General features: G+C 63.4%; 20 protein-coding genes and 2 pseudogenes. 13 read left to right on the forward strand and 9 right to left on the reverse strand.

Features of this window, described 5'->3' with window-relative positions; genetic code table 11:
• Nucleotides 1–291 precede the first annotated feature (291 nt).
• Both JOE48_RS05920 and JOE48_RS05925 read left to right on the forward strand, forming a co-directional pair.
• Nucleotides 292–1,440, forward strand: a complete 1,149-nt coding sequence (locus JOE48_RS05920) for an AraC family transcriptional regulator (RefSeq protein WP_210028619.1) — start codon at nucleotides 292–294, stop codon at nucleotides 1,438–1,440.
• 171 nt (nucleotides 1,441–1,611) lie between these two features.
• Nucleotides 1,612–1,956 (forward strand): hypothetical protein, encoded by a 345-nt coding sequence (locus JOE48_RS05925; RefSeq protein ID WP_210028620.1) that lies wholly within the window; start codon nucleotides 1,612–1,614, stop codon nucleotides 1,954–1,956.
• Between the two features lie 72 nt (nucleotides 1,957–2,028).
• Here JOE48_RS05925 and JOE48_RS05930 read toward each other — a convergent pair.
• Nucleotides 2,029–2,214, reverse strand: a pseudogene (locus tag JOE48_RS05930) (IS630 family transposase); the annotation flags it as partial.
• Nucleotides 2,215–2,219: 5 nt separating this feature from the next.
• A complete protein-coding gene (locus JOE48_RS05935) occupies nucleotides 2,220–2,552 on the reverse strand; it encodes a hypothetical protein (protein ID WP_210028621.1) in 333 nt (110 codons plus the stop codon).
• A gap of 162 nt (nucleotides 2,553–2,714) precedes the next feature.
• Between JOE48_RS05935 and JOE48_RS05940 the strand changes: the two genes are divergently transcribed.
• From JOE48_RS05940 to JOE48_RS05950, 3 genes are all read left to right on the forward strand, one after another.
• The gene (locus tag JOE48_RS05940; protein ID WP_210035593.1) at nucleotides 2,715–3,146 is read left to right on the forward strand and encodes a hypothetical protein; all 432 of its coding nucleotides are present in this window, start codon (nucleotides 2,715–2,717) and stop codon (nucleotides 3,144–3,146) included.
• A gap of 131 nt (nucleotides 3,147–3,277) precedes the next feature.
• The gene (locus JOE48_RS05945) at nucleotides 3,278–3,811 is read left to right on the forward strand and encodes a hypothetical protein (RefSeq protein ID WP_245252725.1); all 534 of its coding nucleotides are present in this window, start codon (nucleotides 3,278–3,280) and stop codon (nucleotides 3,809–3,811) included.
• Nucleotides 3,812–4,709: 898 nt separating this feature from the next.
• A complete protein-coding gene (locus tag JOE48_RS05950; protein ID WP_210028623.1) occupies nucleotides 4,710–5,081 on the forward strand; it encodes a hypothetical protein in 372 nt (123 codons plus the stop codon).
• A gap of 158 nt (nucleotides 5,082–5,239) precedes the next feature.
• Here JOE48_RS05950 and JOE48_RS05955 read toward each other — a convergent pair whose 3' ends face one another.
• The 4 genes and pseudogenes from JOE48_RS05955 to JOE48_RS05970 all read right to left on the reverse strand — a co-directional run.
• Entirely contained in the window at nucleotides 5,240–5,671 is a 432-nt protein-coding gene (locus JOE48_RS05955; RefSeq protein WP_210028624.1) for a universal stress protein, read from the reverse strand.
• A 364-nt stretch (nucleotides 5,672–6,035) separates the two neighbouring features.
• Entirely contained in the window at nucleotides 6,036–7,727 is a 1,692-nt protein-coding gene (gene aspT, locus JOE48_RS05960) for an aspartate-alanine antiporter (protein ID WP_210028625.1), read from the reverse strand.
• Between the two features lie 48 nt (nucleotides 7,728–7,775).
• Nucleotides 7,776–10,487, reverse strand: a complete 2,712-nt coding sequence (locus JOE48_RS05965) for a decarboxylase (protein ID WP_210035594.1) — start codon at nucleotides 10,485–10,487, stop codon at nucleotides 7,776–7,778.
• Between the two features lie 713 nt (nucleotides 10,488–11,200).
• Nucleotides 11,201–11,452, reverse strand: a pseudogene (locus JOE48_RS05970) (IS5/IS1182 family transposase); the annotation flags it as partial.
• Nucleotides 11,453–11,645: 193 nt separating this feature from the next.
• Here JOE48_RS05970 and JOE48_RS31165 point away from each other — a divergent pair.
• The 4 genes from JOE48_RS31165 (at nucleotide 11,646) to JOE48_RS05985 (ending at nucleotide 14,552) form a co-directional block, all read left to right on the forward strand.
• Complete coding sequence (locus JOE48_RS31165; protein ID WP_409518629.1) at nucleotides 11,646–12,020, forward strand: GCG_CRPN prefix-to-repeats domain-containing protein; 375 nt, start codon at nucleotides 11,646–11,648, stop codon at nucleotides 12,018–12,020.
• A gap of 355 nt (nucleotides 12,021–12,375) precedes the next feature.
• Complete coding sequence (locus JOE48_RS05975) at nucleotides 12,376–13,236, forward strand: HD domain-containing protein (RefSeq protein WP_210028626.1); 861 nt, start codon at nucleotides 12,376–12,378, stop codon at nucleotides 13,234–13,236.
• Between the two features lie 645 nt (nucleotides 13,237–13,881).
• A complete protein-coding gene (locus JOE48_RS05980) occupies nucleotides 13,882–14,139 on the forward strand; it encodes a hypothetical protein (protein WP_210028627.1) in 258 nt (85 codons plus the stop codon).
• Nucleotides 14,133–14,552: a hypothetical protein gene (locus JOE48_RS05985; RefSeq protein ID WP_210028628.1), complete on the forward strand. Its 420-nt coding sequence runs from the start codon at nucleotides 14,133–14,135 to the stop codon at nucleotides 14,550–14,552. The genes JOE48_RS05980 and JOE48_RS05985 overlap by 7 nt, the downstream gene beginning before the upstream one ends.
• Before the next feature lie 424 nt (nucleotides 14,553–14,976).
• Here JOE48_RS05985 and JOE48_RS05990 read toward each other — a convergent pair whose 3' ends face one another.
• The 3 genes from JOE48_RS05990 to JOE48_RS06000 form a co-directional block, all read right to left on the reverse strand.
• Nucleotides 14,977–15,792, reverse strand: coding sequence for a transglutaminase-like domain-containing protein (locus JOE48_RS05990; protein WP_210028630.1), 816 nt, complete (start codon nucleotides 15,790–15,792; stop codon nucleotides 14,977–14,979).
• Between the two features lie 382 nt (nucleotides 15,793–16,174).
• Complete coding sequence (locus JOE48_RS05995) at nucleotides 16,175–16,357, reverse strand: hypothetical protein (RefSeq protein ID WP_210028631.1); 183 nt, start codon at nucleotides 16,355–16,357, stop codon at nucleotides 16,175–16,177.
• Between the two features lie 313 nt (nucleotides 16,358–16,670).
• A complete protein-coding gene (locus JOE48_RS06000; RefSeq protein ID WP_210028633.1) occupies nucleotides 16,671–17,726 on the reverse strand; it encodes a substrate-binding domain-containing protein in 1,056 nt (351 codons plus the stop codon).
• 231 nt (nucleotides 17,727–17,957) lie between these two features.
• On the opposite strand from JOE48_RS06000, the gene JOE48_RS06005 reads away from it, so the two are divergent.
• Genes JOE48_RS06005 through JOE48_RS06020 form a run of 4 tightly spaced genes read left to right on the forward strand, consistent with a single transcriptional unit; the run spans nucleotide 17,958 to nucleotide 21,462 of the window.
• Nucleotides 17,958–18,740, forward strand: a complete 783-nt coding sequence (locus JOE48_RS06005) for an ABC transporter permease (RefSeq protein ID WP_312893094.1) — start codon at nucleotides 17,958–17,960, stop codon at nucleotides 18,738–18,740.
• Nucleotides 18,737–19,528, forward strand: coding sequence for an ABC transporter permease (locus tag JOE48_RS06010; protein ID WP_210028636.1), 792 nt, complete (start codon nucleotides 18,737–18,739; stop codon nucleotides 19,526–19,528). Before JOE48_RS06005 ends, JOE48_RS06010 begins: the two co-directional genes overlap by 4 nt.
• Before the next feature lie 9 nt (nucleotides 19,529–19,537).
• Nucleotides 19,538–20,323, forward strand: a complete 786-nt coding sequence (locus tag JOE48_RS06015) for an ABC transporter ATP-binding protein (RefSeq protein ID WP_210028637.1) — start codon at nucleotides 19,538–19,540, stop codon at nucleotides 20,321–20,323.
• Between the two features lie 32 nt (nucleotides 20,324–20,355).
• Nucleotides 20,356–21,462 carry an ABC transporter substrate-binding protein gene (locus tag JOE48_RS06020; protein ID WP_210028639.1) on the forward strand — a complete coding sequence of 369 codons (1,107 nt, stop codon included), beginning with the start codon at nucleotides 20,356–20,358 and terminating at the stop codon, nucleotides 21,460–21,462.
• The last annotated feature ends 68 nt before the right edge of the window (nucleotides 21,463–21,530 follow it).

Below are 21,530 nucleotides of genomic sequence, written 5' to 3' on the forward strand. Positions count from 1 at the left end.
GCCGCGGGCTAGTTTCGCTGATTGAACCAGATTGCCCGGGGTCACGCGCTGAAGACAGGCTGATGCCAGGGTGATTTTACGCTGGGGCATGATCTCCTAATCGGGGCAGTATGGCTATTGAATACAATATAAAACTCGTCATTGTGCGCGATCGAATAGCTCGCGGCCGCGGAAGCGCGGTTTTTGTAACTGTCAGATAAGGTACGAAAGTTGCTTGAAGCCTCGACCCGTGTCTCATTGCATCAACCTATGTTTTCGAGAGCCGTCTGATTTGGAAACGGGGGCTACGTCATGGCGAATTCTGTCTGGTCAGGCGCGGGTAGTCGCTCGGATCCGTCTCCCGCAGCCGGAACTTCCAGCTCGCCTGAGACGCCGCTCGTCGGCTTCATCCATCCCCAGGTCGCGCAGGCAGTCTACACCGTCCTCGTCGAACTCGGCGCAAATGCCGACGCCCTCGTGGCCGAGGTCGGCCTCGATCCGGATTACTTGGACGGGGGCAACACCCTGGTCTCCTACGCCGTGTTCGGCCGCCTGATCGCCCTCGGAGCCGAGCGCACCGGCTGTCGCCACCTAAGTCTCCTCATCGGCCAGCAGACGACCCTGGCCTCGCTCGGGCCAATGGGCCTGCTGATGCGCAACTCGGACACGGTTGGGGACGCCCTGCGCGCTCTCGAAGAGCACGTCGGCAGGCGGAACTGGGGCGCGGTGATCGGGCTCTGCACGTGTGGCGGCGTAGCGGTCCTCAGTCACTCACCCTACCGCCCAGGAGCTGAGGGGGCAGCCCACAATTCTGAGCGGGCGCTTGCCACCATGACCAACCTGCTGCGGGAGCTGTGCGGGCCCGGCTTGGCTCCGTTGGAGGTGTTGCTACCGCGCTCCGCCCCGCGGGACACGCGGCCCTACAGCGCCTTCTTTCGTGCGCCGCTCCGGTTCAACGAGGAGGTGGCCACGCTGGTATTTCCGACCGAACTCCTGGAGCAGCCGATCGCGGGCGCGGACCCGGTTGCCCGCCGAGCCCTCAAACGGCAGATCCGCCAAATCGGGGCCGATCAGCCCTACACGTTGACGGACGAGCTGCGCCGCTACCTTCAGACCAGTGTCACCCAGCTGCGCTGCACAGCCGACCGGGTTGCGCACAGGCAAATGACGAACCGCCGCACCATGGCCCGCCGGTTGCGGGCGGAGGGCACGAGCTTCAAGCAGCTCACCAGTGAGACGCAGTTCCAAGTGGCACAGCGGCTGCTGGTCGACACCGGGTTGAGCGTGACGCAGGTCTCAGAGGCCCTGCACTTCTCCGAACCCGCAGCCTTCACGCATGCGTTCCGGCGCTGGTCGGGCAAGGCCCCAAGCGTCTGGAGGCTGGAGAACCGGTCGACGGACGCTAAAGCACAGCGTGAAGATCCGCGGCCTGAGCCGCGGTGTCGTAAACGGCTGCACTGAAGACTGTGCGGCGAGGCGCCCGGCGCCCCTTGGCTGCCAGCTCAGGGGCCCGTGGGAACTCAACAGGTCCGTTGCGGCGTTGATTCCTTGCGACCGCGTAGCTGGCTGACCAAGCACCAGTTGCAGGCCGTAAGATCTATAGTTCTGGCGCTTCCGCTATCCTGGCTGGGCATGAGCGACACCACCGACGATCCCTTCACCCCCGAGCAGCTGACCGAGCTGGTCCTGTTGCAAGCGGAGAACTCGGCGCAGATCGCGAAGGACCTCACGGCTATGGCGCATCAGTCGCTGGCGGCCCTGGTGATGAACGCGCTCCTGCTGCACGAGTTGGAGCGCGTCGGCCTGGTGAGCCACGAGGACGTGATCACTGAGGCCATTCGGCGGGCGAAGTCGATCCATCCGCCAGAGCTAGGCGCCGGCGTGGCCCGGGTAATCAAGACCGTCTTCGACGGGGAGGTGCGAGCCGAAGATTTCTCCACCGGCATCGGCGGTAGTCAGACGGACGCAAAACATTGATGCGTCGGCCCGGGTGCTGCTGGGTGCAGGAACGATTGGCGTCTGGCGTCGCAGGGTTAGAGCTGTTGCCGGTCAGGTAGCGGAGGCCAAGTCGTCCTTGTAGCCGGCCGCGGCGAGGTAGTTGCGGCACTGCTGCGGAGTGAAGCACGAGAAGGCCTGCCGGATCGCCGCCCTGAGGTCCGAGATCGTGCAGGCTGCCGCGCTGAGCAACAGCGCCGTGAGCTTGACGAAGGCTCGCTCAATCGGGTTGAAATCAGGGCATCTCAGCCCCGGCCTATTCCAACAACGACCTTCTTTCCACCAGGGCCGGAATTTCTTCGACCAAACTTGGCGAGCTGCTGCGCAGCACAGTCCACTCCTCGATGAGGCACGCTCGTTGCGCGAGATGTCGGGTCTGCGACAAAGCTGTTGTTAGATAGAGACTTCAACGCAAAGGAAAGAAAAATATCCTTCGTGATGTTGCCCTGGATGTTGCCCGAGGCGCTGCCACCGAGCTTTTCAACTAAATTCTTGGAGAGGAGAGATAAGGCAAAGCTCGTGCGGTGACAGACGAAGCCGTCGCAGATCCGTTCGCGGTACCTGCCCCGCGAGGCCACCAATATCCGGGCACGGCTTTCGATGGATGTCCCCTCGGATCAAGCGAAGTCGTGCGGACGGTAATACAGATGAAACGAGGCGTGTTCCGGCGTCTGTCGATCTTACTGAAAGGCATGCCCGTCCGTCTCGGGCTGCATCCACCTGTCACGAAGTCAAAAGCCATGACCCTCGGGATCTTACCTCCCCTTGTTCTTGCCGCTTGCCTGACCTCGCCTGCGCTTGCCCAGTCGGTGATCGACGTGGACCAGCCGGCGGCGCTCATCCACGGCAACTATTGCGGGCTCGGCAACAACGCGCCTCGTCTCCCCATCGACGCGCTCGATGCTGCCTGCGCCCGGCACGACGCCTGCACCCCTGCCGGCGGCCTCCCCTTGCGAGCATGCAATCTGAGGTTCCAACGAGAGACGGCGTTTATTTCGCGTGATCGGCGGCAGCCCGACGACGTGCGTGCGTTGGCGGGCTTCATCTCCGCTGGCGCGGCTCTTCTACCCTTCGACCTCGTAGCCCCGGTCGTTGGCGCCAGCGTGCCGGCGGCCGGACGTTATAGCGGGAATCCGCCCGGCCCATACAGGCCTGCCTACTACGCCTACTAGCGCCGTCCCGGAGCTCGCTAGCTGCTAACCAGGATTGAGGTCCAGCATACAGATGATCGCGCACAACAGGTAGGCGATCCGGGATCAAAAAACGTAGTACCGTTTTCGTGGCTGGGGACATGGAGAATGCGATGCGCAAATTTGTTTTGGTGTCCCTGGCCGCGCTCGGCATGGGCTCGTTGGTCGCCGCGGATTCCGCTGAGGCCCGCGGTGGCTTCGGTGGCGGCGGCTTCCGAGGCGGCGGTGGCGGCTTCGGAGGTGGTGGTTTCCGCGGTGGCGGCTTCGGAGGTGGTGGTTTCCGCGGCGGCGGCTTTGGTGGCGGCGGATACCGCGGTGGTGGGTTCGGCGGTGGCGGCTGGCGCGGCGGCGTAGGTGGTTATCGAGGCGTGGCTGGTGGCTACCGCGGCGGTTTCTACGGCGGGCGCGGCTTCTACGGCGGGCGCGGCTACGGCTACCGGGGGTACGGGTACGGTGGCCGCGGTTATGGCTACGGCGTCGGTGCAGGTCTTGCCGGTCTCGCGGTCGGCACGGCGGTCGGGGCTGCGGCCAGCAACTACTACGGCGGCTACGGCTACGGCGACTCCTACTATGGCGGCTACGCCCCCGCCGCCTACGGCTACGGCTACCCCACGCAGGGGTACGGCGGCTGCACCTGCGGCTACTAACACCAGTTCATGAACACCGGGTCCGCTCCGTACAAGCCTGCCGCAAACGCGTACCCGGTGGTGTTCACCACCGGTTAGGCATGCCGACCGAGCTTGCCGCCTTCGTGTCGGATCGGCTTACGATCCACATCGCAGTGTTCTGCGTGTCGTCGGAACCGCGGCCGAGGCGCTTCCTCCGTCCGGATACTCAGGCTTTTCGGCAAGACGCGCGGCCGCTGTGAAGATCGGCTCTCAGCCGCTGGCATTGATCTTCAGGCGGCAAAGACGGCTTATGAGCTGGCCGATCAGCCGCATCAGCGAAGAAACTTTACGAGAAGGGCGAGCTTTTCTGGGAAAAGCGCAGATAGATCAAAAGCATGGCGAGTGACGTTGCGTTGAGGCATAGCGCCCAACCGTAACTTGTCATGTGATGTGCGCCAATTGGGTTTCCAACGGTGCCTAAGCCGATGAGAGATCCTAGCACGGCGAGCACAGTGAAGAGGCATGCGAATGCAAGCATAACACCCTCCCTAACACGGATCGAGAATAGCCTCAGTTGATCTGAGTAGCTTGCTGATCCGGGAGCATTCTAGTCACCGGTCACGCTTACTTGCAATAGGGCTTGCAGCACCGCGAACTGCCGTCGGTAGGCGGGGAGCCGAGAGCGGCAAAGATACCCGCAGGTCACTCCTACCGGGCCGTGGCGGCTGCCGACGGAGCATCTATGGGGGCTGCTATGGTGGGCGTGGTGTCTACGGCTACCGGGGTGGCGTCCACGGGTACCGCGGCGGAGTCTACGCCGGGCGACGCGTCGGCGTCTACAGAGGCGGCTTCCATGGCGGCCGAGGCTTTCGCCGGTAGGTGAGGAAGGGGCAGCACGCCCGGTCCGACTGTCGGACCGACAACCGGATGGGTTGAGGTGACCCGTCGCATCAAGCGACCGATCTGGCGGCACGGCACAATCGCTCAGGCGCTCGCCATGCTGGCGATCCGGGATAGAGCGATGTCTGCCCCTCTAATCATGCCTCTAGCGATGGCGGCTATGTTCACGGCCGGGGCCATCCTGATCCTGCAGCTGGAGCAGCATGCCGAGCACGTCAGAGCCGTGCTCTGGGTCACCTACCTCCTCCTGGCAACATTTAACGCTCTAACTCTGCTCGATCGCCTGGGAAACGACCACCGAAGCCCGCGGGTCGCGACGACCGAAGTGGAGAGCCGGACATTGTCATCGGAGGTACCGGGGTTAGAGCTGATTGAGGCTAACTGGCGACCGCTGAAGGCTAATCAGTGATCCTGATTGACGAATTGGTATTAATATAAGCTGTCTAATAGGCGGAGGCCTAAGCGGTTGCGCGTGCGGATTGTCCAGTCGAATTGAGCTGCGGGCGCGGTTGCCGTGCGCATTGGGGGCGGCCCGCGGGTTCGCATTCGCGGCCGTCCTGGTGACGGTCAGCGGTAGATTAAAACGGGCAGTTTGGAATGCGTGAGAACTTTCATGGTCTCACTGCCAATGACGAGGGCGGAAATGCCACGACTGCCATGCGAGGCCATGACGATGAGGTCACAGCCCCGGGCGCCGGCGGTTTCGATAATGGCCTCGTACGGTTGCCGGTCCTCGACTTTCACGACCTCGCAAGGGACACTAACCTGCTTGGCTTCCTGCTCCGCTTCGGTGAGCCTGCGCTCGGCCTCGGCATGTGCATCTCGCCTGAACTCATCCGCGTACGGGTTCGACGGCCCCAAAGCCAATGTCGGGAGCCGGTGAACTACCGTGAGCACTGTCACCTTCGCTCCGACAGTCTTAGCGAGCGACATAGCTTGCTTCACGGCCGAGGCGGAAAGTGGCGTCCCGTCGGTAGGGACAAGAATGTGCTGGTACATCGGGATCTCCCCCAGACATCCGCGAGCCACGCTCCAGTGGTGTTCTGAGCCGACCCGTAGGGCTCGTTCCGGTTTATAGCAGTAATCACCTACTGAGTTGTAGGGCTGAAGCTTCCGGGGCCATTTCTGAGGCTCCAAGAAGGTCCTTATGGCTCGACGAGCTCGGACAGATGCAAGTCGGTGGTCAGGTGGCCGACCGAGGGGCAAACTCGTCCGGGAGCCTGTCGCTCATTGAAAATAACGCTCATCCCAAGCCATTCGTTTAGACCAAGTCAGCCGACGTAATCTTCGCCCGTGTCGCCGGCTTCTGCAAACGGACTTCTCACTCCGACCAATAGCAGTGTCGATCGGCCGACGTGGCGCTCTAAGTCAACAGGATGACCAGGACCATTCCCCAAATTGTCAGAAGCGTGTTGCTGACCGCATAGGTCACCGTATAGCCGAGGCCGGGGATTTGACTCTTTGCCCGATCGTTGACCATCCCAAGCGAAGCCGTCGTGGTGCGGGCACCTGAGACAGCCCCAAGCAAAATGGCATCGTCGAAGCGGAACAGGTACTTTCCCGCATACATAGCAAGAACAAGCGGTAGGGTAGTGGCGAATATACCCCAAAGGAAGATGCCGAAACCGAGCTGCTGCAATCCGGCGATGAATTTCGGTCCCGAGGAGATGCCGACGATTGCAATGAAAACGTTCAAGCCGACCGAGTTCATGAACCAGACTGTCGAGGACGGGATCCGCCCAAACTTAGGACGCACGGAACGCAACCAGCCGAAGAAGAGGCCCGAGATCAAGGCGCCCCCGGATGTTGAGAGGGTCAGCGGCACCCCGCCGACGTTGAAGACGATCGCCCCCACCAGTGCGCCAATCGCGATCGCCGCGCCGATGAACATAACGTCGGCCACATCGGTCGCGCGGTCGGGATATCCGATCGCGTTGGTGGCCAGGCTCACGTCCTGACTGCGGCCTACAAGCGTGAGAATGTCTCCGCGATTGATCTTGGTGCTCGGCAGGATTGGGATGTCGATCGCGGTAGCTCCCCGTGTAATTTTCCGTAAAAACACTCCTCGCGCCCAGTGACTTTGAGCCAGCTCGGCTAATGAGCGCCCGTCGATTTCCTTGCTCGTTACGTAGACATCGAGACCCTCGATGGGAACCGCGAGCATTTCCCTGTCATCGATTTCTTCCGCCGCCGTGCCGATCAGATCTACCAGAACCTCGCGCCGTCCGGCGACAGCAACCACATCTCCCGCCTGGATGACGGTATCAGCGTTCGCATCCATGATCTCCCGACCGCGGCGAACCCGTTCGATATATATCCGCTGCTCCGGCAGCATCCGCTCTGCTTCTGCCGCCGTCTTCCCAACGATGATCCCGTCCGGCCGAACGCGGTAGGCACGCAGATCGAACTGGTGCCATGCGGTTCCGGGCCCCCCGGCTACCCTTGTCCCGCCATGCTTCTCCTCGTATCGCCTGCAGGCATCTTCGAGATCGATGCCCAACAGCGCCGGGCCGAGCAGAGCGATGACCACTGCAGAACCCAGCGTGCCGAAGATGTAGGTAATGGCGTAGGCTACCGGCATCGCATCGAGGAGAGCCTTGCTCTGATCTTCGGAAATCGGCAACCGGTTGATCGCGTCGGTCGCGAGACCCATGGAGGCAGAGATCGTCTGCGAGCCAGCATAGAGACCAGCTGCGGACCCCGCATCATAGCCCCCAAGCTTCGCCGCAAGATAACCACCCGCGAGGCAAAACACGCAGACAACGGCGGCAAAGAGGGCTTGTGGAAGACCATCCTTCGCGACACCCCGGACGAATTGTGGTCCCACTGCGTAACCGATCGCGAACAGGAACATAAGGAAGAAGAACGGCTTGAGCGGCCCAGTCACGCTGATGCCGATCTGGCCGATGATCACGGCGGCAATGAGTGTCGCCGTCACGGCGCCGATCCCAAGACCCTTGTATGTGAAGGATCCGAAATAATAGCCGAATGCGAGAGCGATAAAGATAGCGATCTCAGGATACTGACGAAGCGTGTTTGCAAACCACTCGAACATGTAGGCCTCCTATTCGGGTTCGCTTCGTCCCTGTGCTTGCAACCTTATCTATGCCGCTCTCCGGCTCCCCTTCGGAGTCGCGGATGATTTGGCTCTACGTTTCGCTGCGATAGCATCTGGTTTGAGCAGCTTAAGACCTCTCGTCTTCTCGTAGCCGTGGATCTCCTTCACATCGAGCTTACGCATGAAATCCACGGTCTCTTGCGTCAGTACTTGGCCCGGCACCATGATCGGGAACCCGGGAGGATAGGGAATGACGAAGTTGGCCGAGATCATCTCCGGCCCCTCCCGTAGCCGCCGATCGCATTCCGGACCGAACAGGGGCACGTATTCACAAAACGAAGGATCGTAGGCGCTGAAAAATGCCGCGCGGATATCGCCTTCGGGTGTGTTTTCGCCTGAGTCTTCGCGAAAAATCTGGTGAAAATGACTGAAATTCGGCAGATCCGGCACGTCGGTCATCAACGACTTAACGCGAGTCTCAAAAGTGGCGCGTTCCGCTTCTCCGCCGGCGGCAAGCCCGTCCTCGATATTGCGAGCGATCTCCACCAAAACACGAATCAGGTGGGCGACATCGCTACGAGTATTGTTGATGTTCGACTGCAGCAGTACACTGTTTCGCGACGTCTTGTTGAGCTGAATATCGTATTTGCTCGCCAGCAGGCCCTTGAATTGCGTGCCGTCGAAGCCCGCCGTGCCACAGACGAGCGTCATGCGCGTCGGATCAAGATAGAACTCATCCTCACTCATGGCGCGAACGACGTCGGCCCAAGTCGCACTCGGATCAAGGTAGTCCTTGAAACCGGACTGGCGGTACTCCGCCGGGATCATGCCCTCGGCTCCAAGGACGTTGAAATAGCGCGACACCAGCGGATGCGTGTTGACTGCCTTTCGGATTCTGAGCGCGATCTCGATCGCGTTCATGACCAGCCCGTAGCCCTCGAGCTCCATTTGACGGCGGGCCACGTCGAGGCTCGCGATGAGCTGCTGGTTAGGGCTGGTCGAGGCATGCGTGAATACCGCCTCGCGGAACTGCGCCTGCACGGTGTGGAAGTCGACATCCTTGACCAAGAGCATGGAGCCCTGCCGTATCGCGGACATCGATTTGTGGGTTGAGTTCGTCTGGTAGACCCGAAGCCGTACCTGACGTGGGTCGGGCACCAACCGCGTCTTCAGTAGCACCTCATCCGAAGGCTGGCTTCCAAGCTCACGCTGCTGGTCCTCATAGGCGTCGAGCGAGGCAGGATCCGTCAACCAAGCTTCGATATCGGCTGCCGCTCCCATCGCGGTGCGAGGACGAAGGAAAGGCGAAAACCGCGCGAATCCAGACCAGGCCTCGTCCCAGAGGAAGATCAGATCCGGCTTGATCGCGAGGCATTCCTCCATCACCCGGCGTACGTTGTACATGTGACCATCGAAGGTGCAGTTGGTCAGATCGAGCAGCTTGACCCGCTCCAGGCGACCATCAGCGCGGGACGCGAGCAGCGCCCGCTTGATTTCCGCCAGCGGGACGGCTCCATACATCGAGTATTCCGTCATCGGGAACGCCTCGACGTAGATCGGCTGCACGCCGGAGAGCACCATGCCGTAGTGGTGCGACTTGTGACAGTTCCGGTCAACGATGGCGATGTCGTCAGGCCCGAGCAGAGCTTGAACCGCCATCTTGTTCGAGGTGGAGGTCCCGTTGGTCACGAAGAAGACATGGTCGGCGCCGAAGGCGCGCGCTGCCATGTCCTGCGCCCGCTTGATGGTACCGGTCGGTTCGAGAAGGCTGTCCAGACCGCCCGTCGTCGCACTACTCTCGGCTAGGAACAGGTTGATGCCGTAGAATGCGCCGAGGTCGCGGATCCAATCGGATTTGAAAACCGACTTGCCGCGCGCGATCGGGAGCGCATGGAAAGTTCCGACAGGCCGCCGCGCGTACCGCTTAAGATTATCGAAGAAGGGTGTCTCGTATCGGTCCTGAACGCCCTCGAGGATCGAGAGGTGGATTTCCAGAGGCTCTTCGACCGCATAGAAGATTCGGCGCACGCAATCCGCGGCCGGATCGCCCGCGAGTTCCTCAACCCGGCGCTCCGAGAGGATGAAGATGTCGAGCTCCGGCCGGATGCGCTTCAGAGCGCCGGCAAGACGCAAGGCGGAAGTGCTGCGATCGTCGTTCACGCCCAGTGTTTGCAGAACGTCCCGCAGCACAGGCGCGTCAAAACGCGACCGGAATGTGAAGCCCTCCGGCACGACCGCTGAAATGATGGACGGGTTGATCGCCGCCGCGCAGAATGCATCTTCGAACGAACCGACGAAAATCGGCTCGTAAACGAACGCATCTTCAGGGCGGCGAAGCCGCTTCACCTCTTGGGCGAGCGCCGGCCACCGAGAAGCTGGTTGCGCGGACACGAACAGCACTTCAAAATAGGGGCGGCGCACGTCTGCCTCGCCCAGACCAGGCGGCATTACGTCGCCGACCTCGTCCGGCTCCAGCTCGGCACGCGGATCCCATTCCGTACCCCGGTCTCGGTAAGCCCGTGTGAGCAATGCATTGGAGATCCGGAGCGCCATGCGGGCGGTCCCGCTCGCGTCGTTCTCCGCGACACGGTCGCGGAGCGCCGCCAAGAGCTTCGGTCCCGGATAGGCGTGGTACCCCTCAACCGGGTCGATTGCCTGGATAGCGGTTTCAAGATCCTCCCGCTGCTTGGTGCCAGCCTGCCAGGCTTCGGCAATGACCGCGATATCTCGCCATCGATCAAACCGACCCGAGTGCATGAGCAAAAACTGGTCGATGCGCTGCGTGGGCTTATTCGCGCCGCGATCGACCGAACGGGGGCTGAGGCTCTTCGAAGAGCGGGTATTCGCCTTCGCACTGAACGGGGTGCGCGTTTCATCTGCCTTCGACATCAAGATAACTTTCTTTTAGCCTAGCCAGCTCAGGCGAAAGCTGATGACAGGCCTCATCTATCGATGTACGTTAATGCTGCTCCACCCAACCTCGCTTGATCGAATGGGACAGGGGCCTTGCTTCCTTTGAGATTTGTTGTAGTCGCAATCACAAACTATATCTTCAGCACTCGATTTATTTCAGCGCAACCCCAACGGGTTGGAGCCGATACAATGCCAATTTCTCGAAGGAGTTTGATGCTTTGGGTCGGTTCTATAAGCGGATTTGCTGGATCAATCGCTTACAATTACATTGCGTTTGATGAGATGCTACCATTTAATCGCATCTTACTTTCGATCATTGTCACTCTGGTAGTGGCTTGGGCTTTATTAAAACTCGCAAATAAGGTGAGAGATCTGCGTTGATCTGACAGCTGGGAGTACGACCATTGCGGCGCGGGAGCTTCCAACCAGCTGGACACCTCCAAAAACCAGTCTGACAGCAGCTTCTCTAAGGGTGGGCTGGGAGTTTGGGCGCTTTGTGGATCTCACGCGACCTACACGCCAGCCCGATCCGGGCCGGATCGCCTCGCTCCTGGTCCTCAGACCGTCCTCGTTCGGGAGTCGTTGAGCCAGACCGCCCGGTTCATGTTGTAGACGAGGTTGGCTAGCCCGATCTTCACTGCGGCGCGGGCCATGACGATGGTGCGCACGACGAGCGCCATCGGCCCCTTCTGCCGGGCGAAGACGTGCTCGACAGCGGCGCGGACCTTCGACTTCCGACCGTTGGCGCGGGCGACGTTCCTCGCCATCGGTTTACCTGGCGGCTTCTTGCGATGAATGCGGGCTCGCCAGTTCAGCGATTGTCGTCCGGTTCAAGCTCGTCGTGAACTGCCGAGCTCGGGCCGATATTTCGACGACAAGCGTTTTGCGATGTCCCGAGCGATCAAGCGGTGCGGGCATATAGGATCCACACTGGACCACGATGTCGTTTGTTGCGGCGATGACACCTGTTGGCGCGCTTTGGATCACAGTGGAGTGCACGAGATGCGACGCATAAGGCTCGTGGTGTTTGTCGCTCTGTTCCTTGGGAGTTGGCTTAGCTTGGGCTCACCGGAGAAGGGGCAGTTTGGCGTCAGCGTGGCCGAGGCGGCCGGGGGCTGCGGCCTTGGCTTTCACCGCGGACCGTATGGTGGTTGCCGGCGGAACGGCTATGGGGGCTACTACGGTGGGCGGGGTGTCTACGGCTACCGGGGCGGGGCCGTCTATGGCTACCGTCGCGGCGTTTATGGCTATCGGGGCGGGCGCGTTTACGGCTACCGCGGGGGCCGGGTCTACGGCGGACGCGCCGCTTACGGCCGTCGAGTCGGCGGTTTCCACGGCGGCCGTGCCTTTTACGGAGGCGGTCGGTTTCGCCGCTAGCGCGCCATCGGAGCAGAAAGAAACCGATAGTGGCTGACTGCTTGGTCGCTGAAGTTGCGATTGCGATCGTCCCGTCGTTGGATGAGGATTGGTGGTCGGCTAGTCATCTGCGACGGTGCTGAGGAGACACGAGAAGCACCGTGGTCATCCAGGCCGGCAACATCACCTGGCCAGACTTCTTGAGGGGGACAGGTCCAGGCAAATCGAGGCCGCCCCACTTGCCACGGTTGAATGTGCGTCAGCCGCAGCGCGTACTGTCTAAGATAATGCGCCTCGGCCGGCTGCAGGCGTACGACAAAGTCTGGAAAGGCGGCCGTAGAAGGGACGGTTCCGTTCGGCGGCGGGAGTGCCCGGCATGATCACGACCGCTCAGCTTGCTTCACGGGCACTAGGCGAATACCTCGCCGCCGAGCTCCAGAGCACGTTCGGTACCAGCCAAGCGCCTTTGGCCGAGAGGGTCGGCGCCGCTGCCCGCCTTGCCCTTGAATGCTTGGGGAACTCTGACGCGCTTTACCACGATTTAGAACACACCCTGCTTGTGACGCAGGTCGGCCTCGACATTTTGCGCGGCAAAACTCTACTTGAGTTCACTTCGCCCGAGGACTGGGCACACCTGCTGGCCGCCTGCCTCTTTCATGACATCGGATACGTCCGAGGCGTTCTGAGAGGCGATTGCCCTGTGAAGGGATATATCGTCGACGATGCGGGCCACCGCATCGTGCTGCCGCGTGGCGCCTCAGACGCGGCGCTGACCGCCTACCACGTCGACCGATCCAAATTGTTTGTCGCCGCGCGATTTGGCCAATCGGAAATCCTGGACGCGAACCGCGTCATGCGCGCCATCGAGCAAACTCGCTTTCCGGCCAAGCCCAGCGCTCTAGACAGCCATTTGGACGATGAGGCCTGCCTGGTCCGGGCGGCGGATCTGATCGGGCAGATGGGTGACCTACTCTACCTCCGTAAAGTCAATGCGCTCTTTCACGAGTTCGAGGAGGCCGGGACCAACGCCACCCTGGGCTACACATCGCCTGCCGATCTGGTCGAACGATACCCGGAGTTCTTTTGGCAAAGCGTATCTTCGCATCTGGAGAGCGCGCTAAAGTACTTGGAGGTGACGGTGAGCGGGCGCCAATGGATCGCCGGCCTGCAGTCCAATGTATTTCGGGCGGAACGCACAGCCGCGTTCGGACGGTCTCACGGGCTTGAGAACTGGTAGGAGCGGATAGCGCCTCAAGACGGGCACTTGGCCGCAACCCACACCTCGGGTGCCACGCCCTGCTTCTTCAGCAGCTTACATGTCTGCTTCTGGGCGCCTCGTCTCTCTTGTTTTGCCGTGAGCATAGACCGCCTCAAGCTTAGCAATGCCAGCCGTCTCAGAGCTCGGGGTGATGAGAGCCCCACAGCTGCGAGGTAGCGCAGTGCTAGCGCAGCACCCTGGCGTCCCCTGCCCTATCAATGGCTTAGCCGTGCTCGCGTTCAAATCATAATCCTTGTGTCGGGGGTTCAAATCCCTCCCTCGCTACCAACAATCTCAATGACTTAGTCCCGAAGCCCTGGCCTCCACGCCGGGGCTTTCTCGTTCTCGGACGGCCCGCGCGAGGCTTGCATTTAAGCCGGCCCAAGCATGTACATCGGCACCCGGAAGCCGCCCTCGTGCTGACCTAAACGGTCGGGCCAGGGTCTCGGTAACCATCCGCCGAATCCATCCGCGATGGCGATTCGGCAAGATGCGATCTTGCCGATTCAACCGGCCGCCCAGGCTTAGAAGAGCACCATGAAACGCATACGCACCCCCCACCAGAGACCGCTACCCCCGGGGGCGTGACGCTGCGCGCAGCCCCTTGGACAGGAGGCTTCCTTCATGAAGAACCGGATTTTCACTCCCTCCGGCCCGGTGCTGTTCAACGCCGACGATCACCTCAACCATGGCGGCGGCATCAGGATGTGCCGTCGCCCGTTCGCCTCCGTCGAGGAGATGAACGCCTTCCTGATCGAGGCGTGGAACGCGACAGTCCGCCCTAAGGAAACGGTGTTCCGTCTCGGGGATTTCGCCATGGGGGCGAGCCCGGAGCAGTGCGCCGAATTTTTCGGGCGCTGCGGGGCCAAAAGCACTTGCTGATTGGGAACCACGACAAGGCGCGGGTGACCTCACGGGGTTGGGAATCCGCGTCCGAGCGGGCCACGGTCGACACCGGCGGCCACAGGCTGGTGCTGGACCACAAACCGGGTCAACTCCAGGCCAACGCTGCACCAACTTTGAACTCGGACCACCTCGTGGATGCGGGTCACTCGGCCAGCACTTGCTATCGCCTGCAGATCAAGGTCAGCGATGCCTCCATCCCCGGGCAGGACGTCGACATCGATGGCGGTGTGTCGGCAGGTGGCGCGGTTCAGGCCATGATCACCAGCCGCACCGACAAGGTGCCGATCGCCGGTAGCCTGACCGCGAAAGGGAGCGACAGCAGCACAGGGCGCCCGTGTGGTGGCATAATCGAGTGCAGCGGTAACTGGGGTGCCAAGCGAGCAGGCTGAGGCGCCCCACCAGATCCAATCACCGGGATGGCTGCCCTACGTCGCGGCGTCGTGTTTCGCAGCCGGCTCCAAATCTTCACAGGAGGGAATGTAGGCGCACCACCCGCATATGCCCCTGTCAGCCGCCTTTGAAGAATTCCACTGCGAACAGGTCGGGCAGACCTTCACCACGACGCGGGTGCCGTGCACGAACGCCAGGCCGCGGCCACCGAAGGTAGCCGGGCCTTGTGGAAAGTTTTTCAACATAGGTAACCCCTGCGGACTATCGCAGGTTGATGTCAATGGGCGAGCGTTCTCAGTCTAGTTTTGGACAAACCATTCCGCCGCCCGATCTGATCACGGGCTGACGGGAGCGGTCGCCGATCTCGACGGCATGCAGGCTTTCTCGGGGACAGTCGAAAGCATCGCCGACCACGACAGCTGTTCAGGATCGGTGTGGTGCTTCCTCTGTCGTCACATGAAACCCAACGAGATTATTCGCCCCAAAGGTGAGCGTCAGCGGTACATCCGCGGCATCACGACCATAAGAGATGAGGATCCGGCCGATCCGCGAGCTGTTGTTGCGGGGGTCGAAGGTGTGCCAGCGACCGCCAAGATACACTTCCATCCAGGCCGCGAAATCGCCGGGCGCATGCGGTAAAGGCAGGCCAATATCGCTGACATAGCCATTGCAGTAGCGGGTCGGGATGTTGAGGCAGCGGCAGAACGTGATCGCCAGATGCGCATAGTCACGGCAAACGCCATGCTGCTCTTCGAAGACATCGAAGGCTGTCCGGGTTGGACGGGCATGCTCATACCCGAAGGTGATCCGCTCGTGGACGTAGTCGCAGATCGCCTGCACCCGGCCCCAGCCGGGCGGGAAATGGCCAAACAGATCCCAGGCGATGGACGAGAGGCGATCGGTCTCGCAATAGCGGCTACCGAGGAGAAACAGCACAGTGTCGGAAGGCAGTTTCTCGACCGCGATCTCTTGGGCGTCCGCCTCCTGCAAATCACCTCTGCCGTGATCCCGTACGATCGTATCGGTTTTCAGCGTGAAGCGCCCTGCCGGAGCAACCATGCGGTTGCACCAATTTCCGAAGCTGTCGCGATAGCCGTCCAGCGGAACCGCCGGACTCGTGATCAGGTAATCGGGCCGTTCGAGATCGGAGAAGCGCGATGCGTGGACGTTGAGCGTTGCGATGACGGGGGTGGGCTGGAGGAACTCATAGGTCATCTCGCAGCCGACAAGAATGCGCATGGGCTCAGTCCTAAAGAGAGGCATCGAGATCGACGTTGGCCCCGCAAGCTTTGGGCCGCATCACGATGGAGTGCCGGCAGTGCGCAACGGCTGCATCAGGGCGTTCAGGTGCGTGATGGTGCCCGCCGGCTCGCCAGGGTTGCCCTGCACTCGCGCCGCGACACTCAGTGGCACGTTGGCGCGCTTAGCCAGTTCCACAGGTGACCAATGGATGGAGATCCGTGCTGCGAGACGCTGCCGGCCCGTGACCATCCTCATCCGCTCCGATGGCCAAGCGGTAGCAGCGTCGGCCTCTGTCTCATGCTCATGAACGCAACGGCGGTGCTACTTGCTCCCGGCGCTCGGTCCGACCACGCTCTGCAGCTGACTTTTCCCAACCGCCTCACGCGGTAAAAACCAGCAGGAGTGCGCCGAGGCTACCCAACGCGCCGGTGCTGATCCCGCCGACGAGGGCGATATCCCAACTGGCGACATGCTTTGTTATGGGGGCGAACCGGAGGGCGGTGAACGTCACGGCAACACCGGCCAAGGCGATGGCCAGCGCAACGATCATCAGGAGCGTCATGGGGTCAGTCCTCATCCGCCTGCGCCGGGACTGACCATCGCGCGGACTAGTGGAACGCGTGAGGCGGACGAAATATCCGCCCGCGACAAGATCACAAATCAGACGACATCATTTCCGACAGTTAGGCGGACCGCCGGTCGCGGTAGGACTCGACGAAGCTTGGGACGGGAATTCCATGACGTCCCCCCTTCGGCTTGGTCCGGCCTGAATGCGAGTTTTCCGGTTTTGTGAGATCCTGACGGGAGAAGCAAACCGTGAAGAAACAGCGCATTCCGCAACATTCGATGACATCTAAATGGTCCGGTCGGATAGATCACTTGACGCCGTGCTGCTGCCCCGCGACCGGCTGACCTGTGGGCACCGGAAGCGGTCCCGACGAACGACGTTCGATTAGCTCGATCGGCATCTCTGTCCGACGCGCGCGCGCTTCCCCGCGTAGGCGGGCTAGAAGATGCTCGGCCACCTCCCGTCCAAGCTCCGCGGTCGGAAGGTGGATCGTCGTCAGGGACGGCGCGATGTGGCTCGCGATCTCAAGATTGTCGATCCCGACGACCGACAGATCGCGGGGAACGTCCAAGCCGCGTTGTTCGGCCTCGAGAAGCACGCCGACGGCAAGGAGGTCATTGCCGCACACCACGGCCGTCGGCGGCTCAGCCAGCCCCAAGAGTTGCAGGAGGCCGGCCCGGCCGCCGGCGAGAGTGAAGGGCTGCTGCGATACCCTGGCGTTCGAGAGATCAAGCCCCTCCGCCGCGAGGGCCCGCCGCACGCCGTCGATGCGAAGGCGCGCACGGTCGTTGGCCTGGGTGAAGCCTGAGACCATGCCGAAGCGGCGGTGACCTTTGGCGAGCAGGTGCCGGGCCGCGAGATAGCCCGCCTCCGCGTTGTCGAAGCCGATCGAGTCGAGCCGGTCATCGAAGGACCACGTCAGCACCACCGGGATCGGGGCCTCGGTGACGAGAGCCCAGGTCTCGGGCAGGTGGTCCGCGCCAACCAGCATCAAAGCGTCGACCCCGCGACCGAGCATAGACCGGACGAGGGCCGCCTCCTCCGCAGCCGCATATTCGTGCGCCGCGATCAGGAGCTGATAGCCGTTACGGCCCAGGGTTGTCTGCAGCGCCTGGACCGCGCGGGCGAAGATCGAGTGATCGAGCGTCGGGATGATGGCGCCGATCGTGTGCGTCCGCCCGGATGCCAGGGCCTGGGCCGGGCCGCCGGGCAGGTAGCCGAGGGATTCCGCCGCCGCGCGTACCCGGCGGATCGTGTCCGGGTGGACGATCGCGGCGCCGGCCATCGCACGCGAGGCTGTCGCCGGCGAAACGCCCGCCCGCTGGGCAACCGCCTGCAATGTCGCGCGCTGCTGACGTTTCACGGCAAGTCACTCTGGACCGGATCCCGACCGGCGCAGTGATGAATGCGCATTCACGAAAACGCAACCGCCGCACCGGATCGCCGTCCGAAAAGGGCGCCGCGGGACGGGGGCAATGGTGAAAGAGGACCCACGGTTGACAAGGCCGCCGTGAGGCGCACAATGAAAGCGCATTCATTGAATGCTCATGCGGTGCGTCGCGACAAGACGGCCACCGCAGCGCGAGGAAACGCCGTGAAGTTCAGCCGCCGCATGTGCGTCGGCATGGCGACGCTCGTCGTCATCGCCGTCCTCTGGTACGTCGCGACCACCGGCCTCGGCCTGATCTCGGCCGGACGCTTTCCCGCGCCGGTCGACGTGGAGGCGGCTGCAGTCCAAGCCCTCGTTCGGGGCTACCCCGATACGACGCTTCTCGTCCATGTCCTGCATTCGCTCCGGCTCGTGGCCCTGGGCTTCGTCGTCTCGGTGGCGCTCGGCGTTCCACTCGGCATGCTGATGGGCTGGAACCGCACGGCCGAAGCCCTCATCAATCCTGTCTTCTTGCTGCTGCGCCCAATCCCACCGCTCGCGTGGATCCCGCTCGCCATCCTGTGGCTCGGCCTGGGCGACGAGGCCAAGGTGATGGTGATCGTCATCGCGGCGCTGCCTCCGGCGGTAATCAGCACCCAGGCCGGCGTGCGCGGCGTGCCGCCGCACATCGTCGAGGCGGCGCAGATGCTCGGCACGCCGCGCCTGCGCTTTGTCCTGGACGTTCTGGCGCCGGCGGCAGCGCCGATGATCTTCACGGGACTGCGCCTGGCGCTCCAGGCAAGCTGGACCACCCTGGTCGCGGCCGAGCTCGTCGGCTCGCTCGCCGGGCTCGGCTACGTCCTGAACGTCGCGCAGCAGGACCTCTACCCGGGCATGATCCTCGTCGGCATGGCCGCCGTCGGCGTGCTCGGTGCCGGCAGCACCGCGCTGCTGGGGATGGCCGAACGCCGGGCGATCGGCTGGGCGCAGCTGCGGGGGGCGGCATGATCGCGTCACGCCAGCCCCTGCCGCTGCACCGCAGCCTAGTCCTCGGCGCGATCGGCACCCTGACCTTCCTCGGCTTCTGGGCGTTCCTCGCCCGGTCCGGCCTCGTCTCGCCGCTGTTCCTTCCGGGACCGGTTGCCGTGGCGGAGCGCTTCGCGACCCTGACCGAGCGGCCGTTCGCGGGGGGCACGCTCCCCGCCCACGTCGCCTCCAGCCTCCAGCGGTTCCTGGTCGGCTACCTGCTCGCCGCCGCGGTCGGCGTGCCGCTCGGCTTGACGATGGGCTGGTCGCGCCTCCTCGACGACATCGTCACGCCGATCTTCGACGGGCTGCGCTTCATCGCGCCAATCGCCTGGGTGCCCTTCGCCGCCCTCTGGTTCGGCACCGGGATCGGTGGCCCGATCCTGATCATCTTCGCGGGCGCGTTTCCGCCCTGCCTGATCAACGCCTATCGCGGCGCCCGCTACATCGACGCGCGCCTGCTGGAAGCCGCCGAGATGCTCGGAACGCCGGGCTACCGGATGATCGCCGAGGTGCTCCTGCCGGCCGCCCTGCCCTCGATCGTCGCCGGCCTTCGCATCAGCGCGGGCCTGGGGTGGCAATCGCTGGTCGGCGCCGAGCTGATCGTGGCCTCGACGGGGGTCGGCTACATGATGGTGCAAGCCCAAGGGGCCGTCTCGACCGCGACCGTGATGGTCGGAATGGTCGCGATCGGCCTCGTCGGCGTGGTCATCGACGTCGCGTTGCGCGCGCTCGAGACCCGCCTCCGCCGGCATCACGGACAGGCTTGAGGGGATCCGATGAGCGCAATCCGGTTCGAGCGGGTCGAGAAGAGCTTCGGGAACCACGTCAAGGCGCTCGACGGCGTCGACCTCACGGTGGCCGACCGCGAGTTCGTAGCCATCGTCGGCGCCTCGGGTTGCGGCAAGACGACCTGCCTGCGCCTCGCGGCCGGGTTCGAGGCCCCGACCGGCGGCCGGATCACCGTCGGCGGACAGCCGGTCACCGAGCCGGGTCCCGACCGCGCCGTGGTGTTCCAGCAGTTCGCGCTGTTCCCGTGGAAGACCGTGATGCAAAACATCGGATTCGGGCTTCGCAACAAGGGAATGCCCGCTGCCGAGCGCCGGGAGCGCGTCGCCGCGGCGATCGACATGATCGGCCTCTCGAGCCACGCCGACGCATACCCGCACCAGCTCTCCGGCGGCATGCAGCAGCGCGTCGCCATCGCCCGCGCCTACGTCCTCGAGCCCGAGGTTCTCCTCATGGACGAGCCCTTCGGCGCCCTCGACGCGCAGACCCGCGTGGTGATGCAGGAGGAACTCGTCCGCCTCGCGCGCAAGAACCCGCGCACCGTCCTGTTCATCACCCACGGCGTCGAGGAGGCCGTCTACCTCGCCGACCGGGTCGCGGTCATGACCAAGCGCCCGGGGCGCATCAAGGAGATGATCGACGTCAAAGCGGTCCGCGAAGCGGAACGCTGGGAGGAGCACGCCCGCATCGAGGACGTGATGGACCTCGAATCGTTCGTCCATTTGCGGACGCACATCTGGAAATCGCTGCGTGACGAGAAGGCGGCCGGCCGGTGAGCCGGCGATCCGCGACCCGAGGGAGAGGCGACATGGCCGAGATTCGAGGCAAAGGGTGCCGGGGCGGCCGGCGGCGGGCATGGCTCCTGGCCGGCGTCCTGGCGCTGGCGCCGGTGATCGCGCCGCCCCCGCGGGTGAAGGCAGCAGAGCCCGAGCGGATCGGCGTGTCCTATCAGCCCTCGCTCTACTGGGCGCTGCCCTTCTACATCGCCACGCAGAAGGGTTGGTGGAAGGAGGTCGGCCTCGAGCCGACCTTCGCCGTCTTTCCAGCGGGTGCGCCCCAGGTCGCCGCCGCGCAGGCGGGATCCTGGGATGTCGGCGGGACCGGTTCCGTGCCGGCGATCCTCGGCGCAGCGCGCTTCGGCTTGCTGACGATCGGCCTCACCAACGACGAATCGAAGACCAACGCGCTGATGGTGCGCGCCGCACGGCACGATGCGATCCTCAAGGATCCCAAGCAGCTTGCCGGACAGAAGCTCCTCGTCACCACCAATTCCACCGCCGATTACGCCGCCCGCGCCTGCCTGCGGAAGTGGGGCCTCGGCCCGCGCGAGATGCGCTTCGTCAACCTCGGACAGGCGCAGATCATCTCGGCGATGATCGCCGACGCGGGCGAGGTGGTCGGCGTCTGGGCGCCGAACACCTACACGCTGGAGGAGAAGGCCAGCGCGCAGGTTCTGTGCAGCGGGGCCGACGCCGACGCCATGGTGCCCGGCGCCCTGATCACCCGCGCCGACTTCGCCAAGGCGCATCCGGACGCGGTCGCCAAGTTCCTCGCGGTCTATCTCCGGGGCTGGGGCTGGGCCAAGGCGAATCCCAAGGACGCGCACGACATGGCCAAGCGCTTCTACGCCGAGGGCGGCGTCGAGGCGTCCGACCACGCCATCGACCAGGAATTCGCGCTGCGCCCGACCTACGGCCTCGACGCGCAGCTCGAGGCGATGGCGCGCGCGGACGGCCCCTCGCAGGTCGACGGCTGGTTCTCGCGGATCGGGACGTTCATGGCCGAGGTCGGCACCATCCCACAGGCGCCCGATGCCAAGGGATACATCGACGACGCTTTCATGAAGCGCGTCGCAGCCGATCCGAAGCTCCGGGCCTTCGCCACAGAGTTCGACGCGGCCGCAGCCCCGCACTGAGCGCAAGCGGTCGCCGGGCGCGCAGCGCTGCCGCCAGAGGGGCCAGCCCGCGCCGTGGCGGACCCCGG

Source organism: Methylobacterium sp. PvR107, assembly GCF_017833295.1.
Classification (GTDB): domain Bacteria; phylum Pseudomonadota; class Alphaproteobacteria; order Rhizobiales; family Beijerinckiaceae; genus Methylobacterium.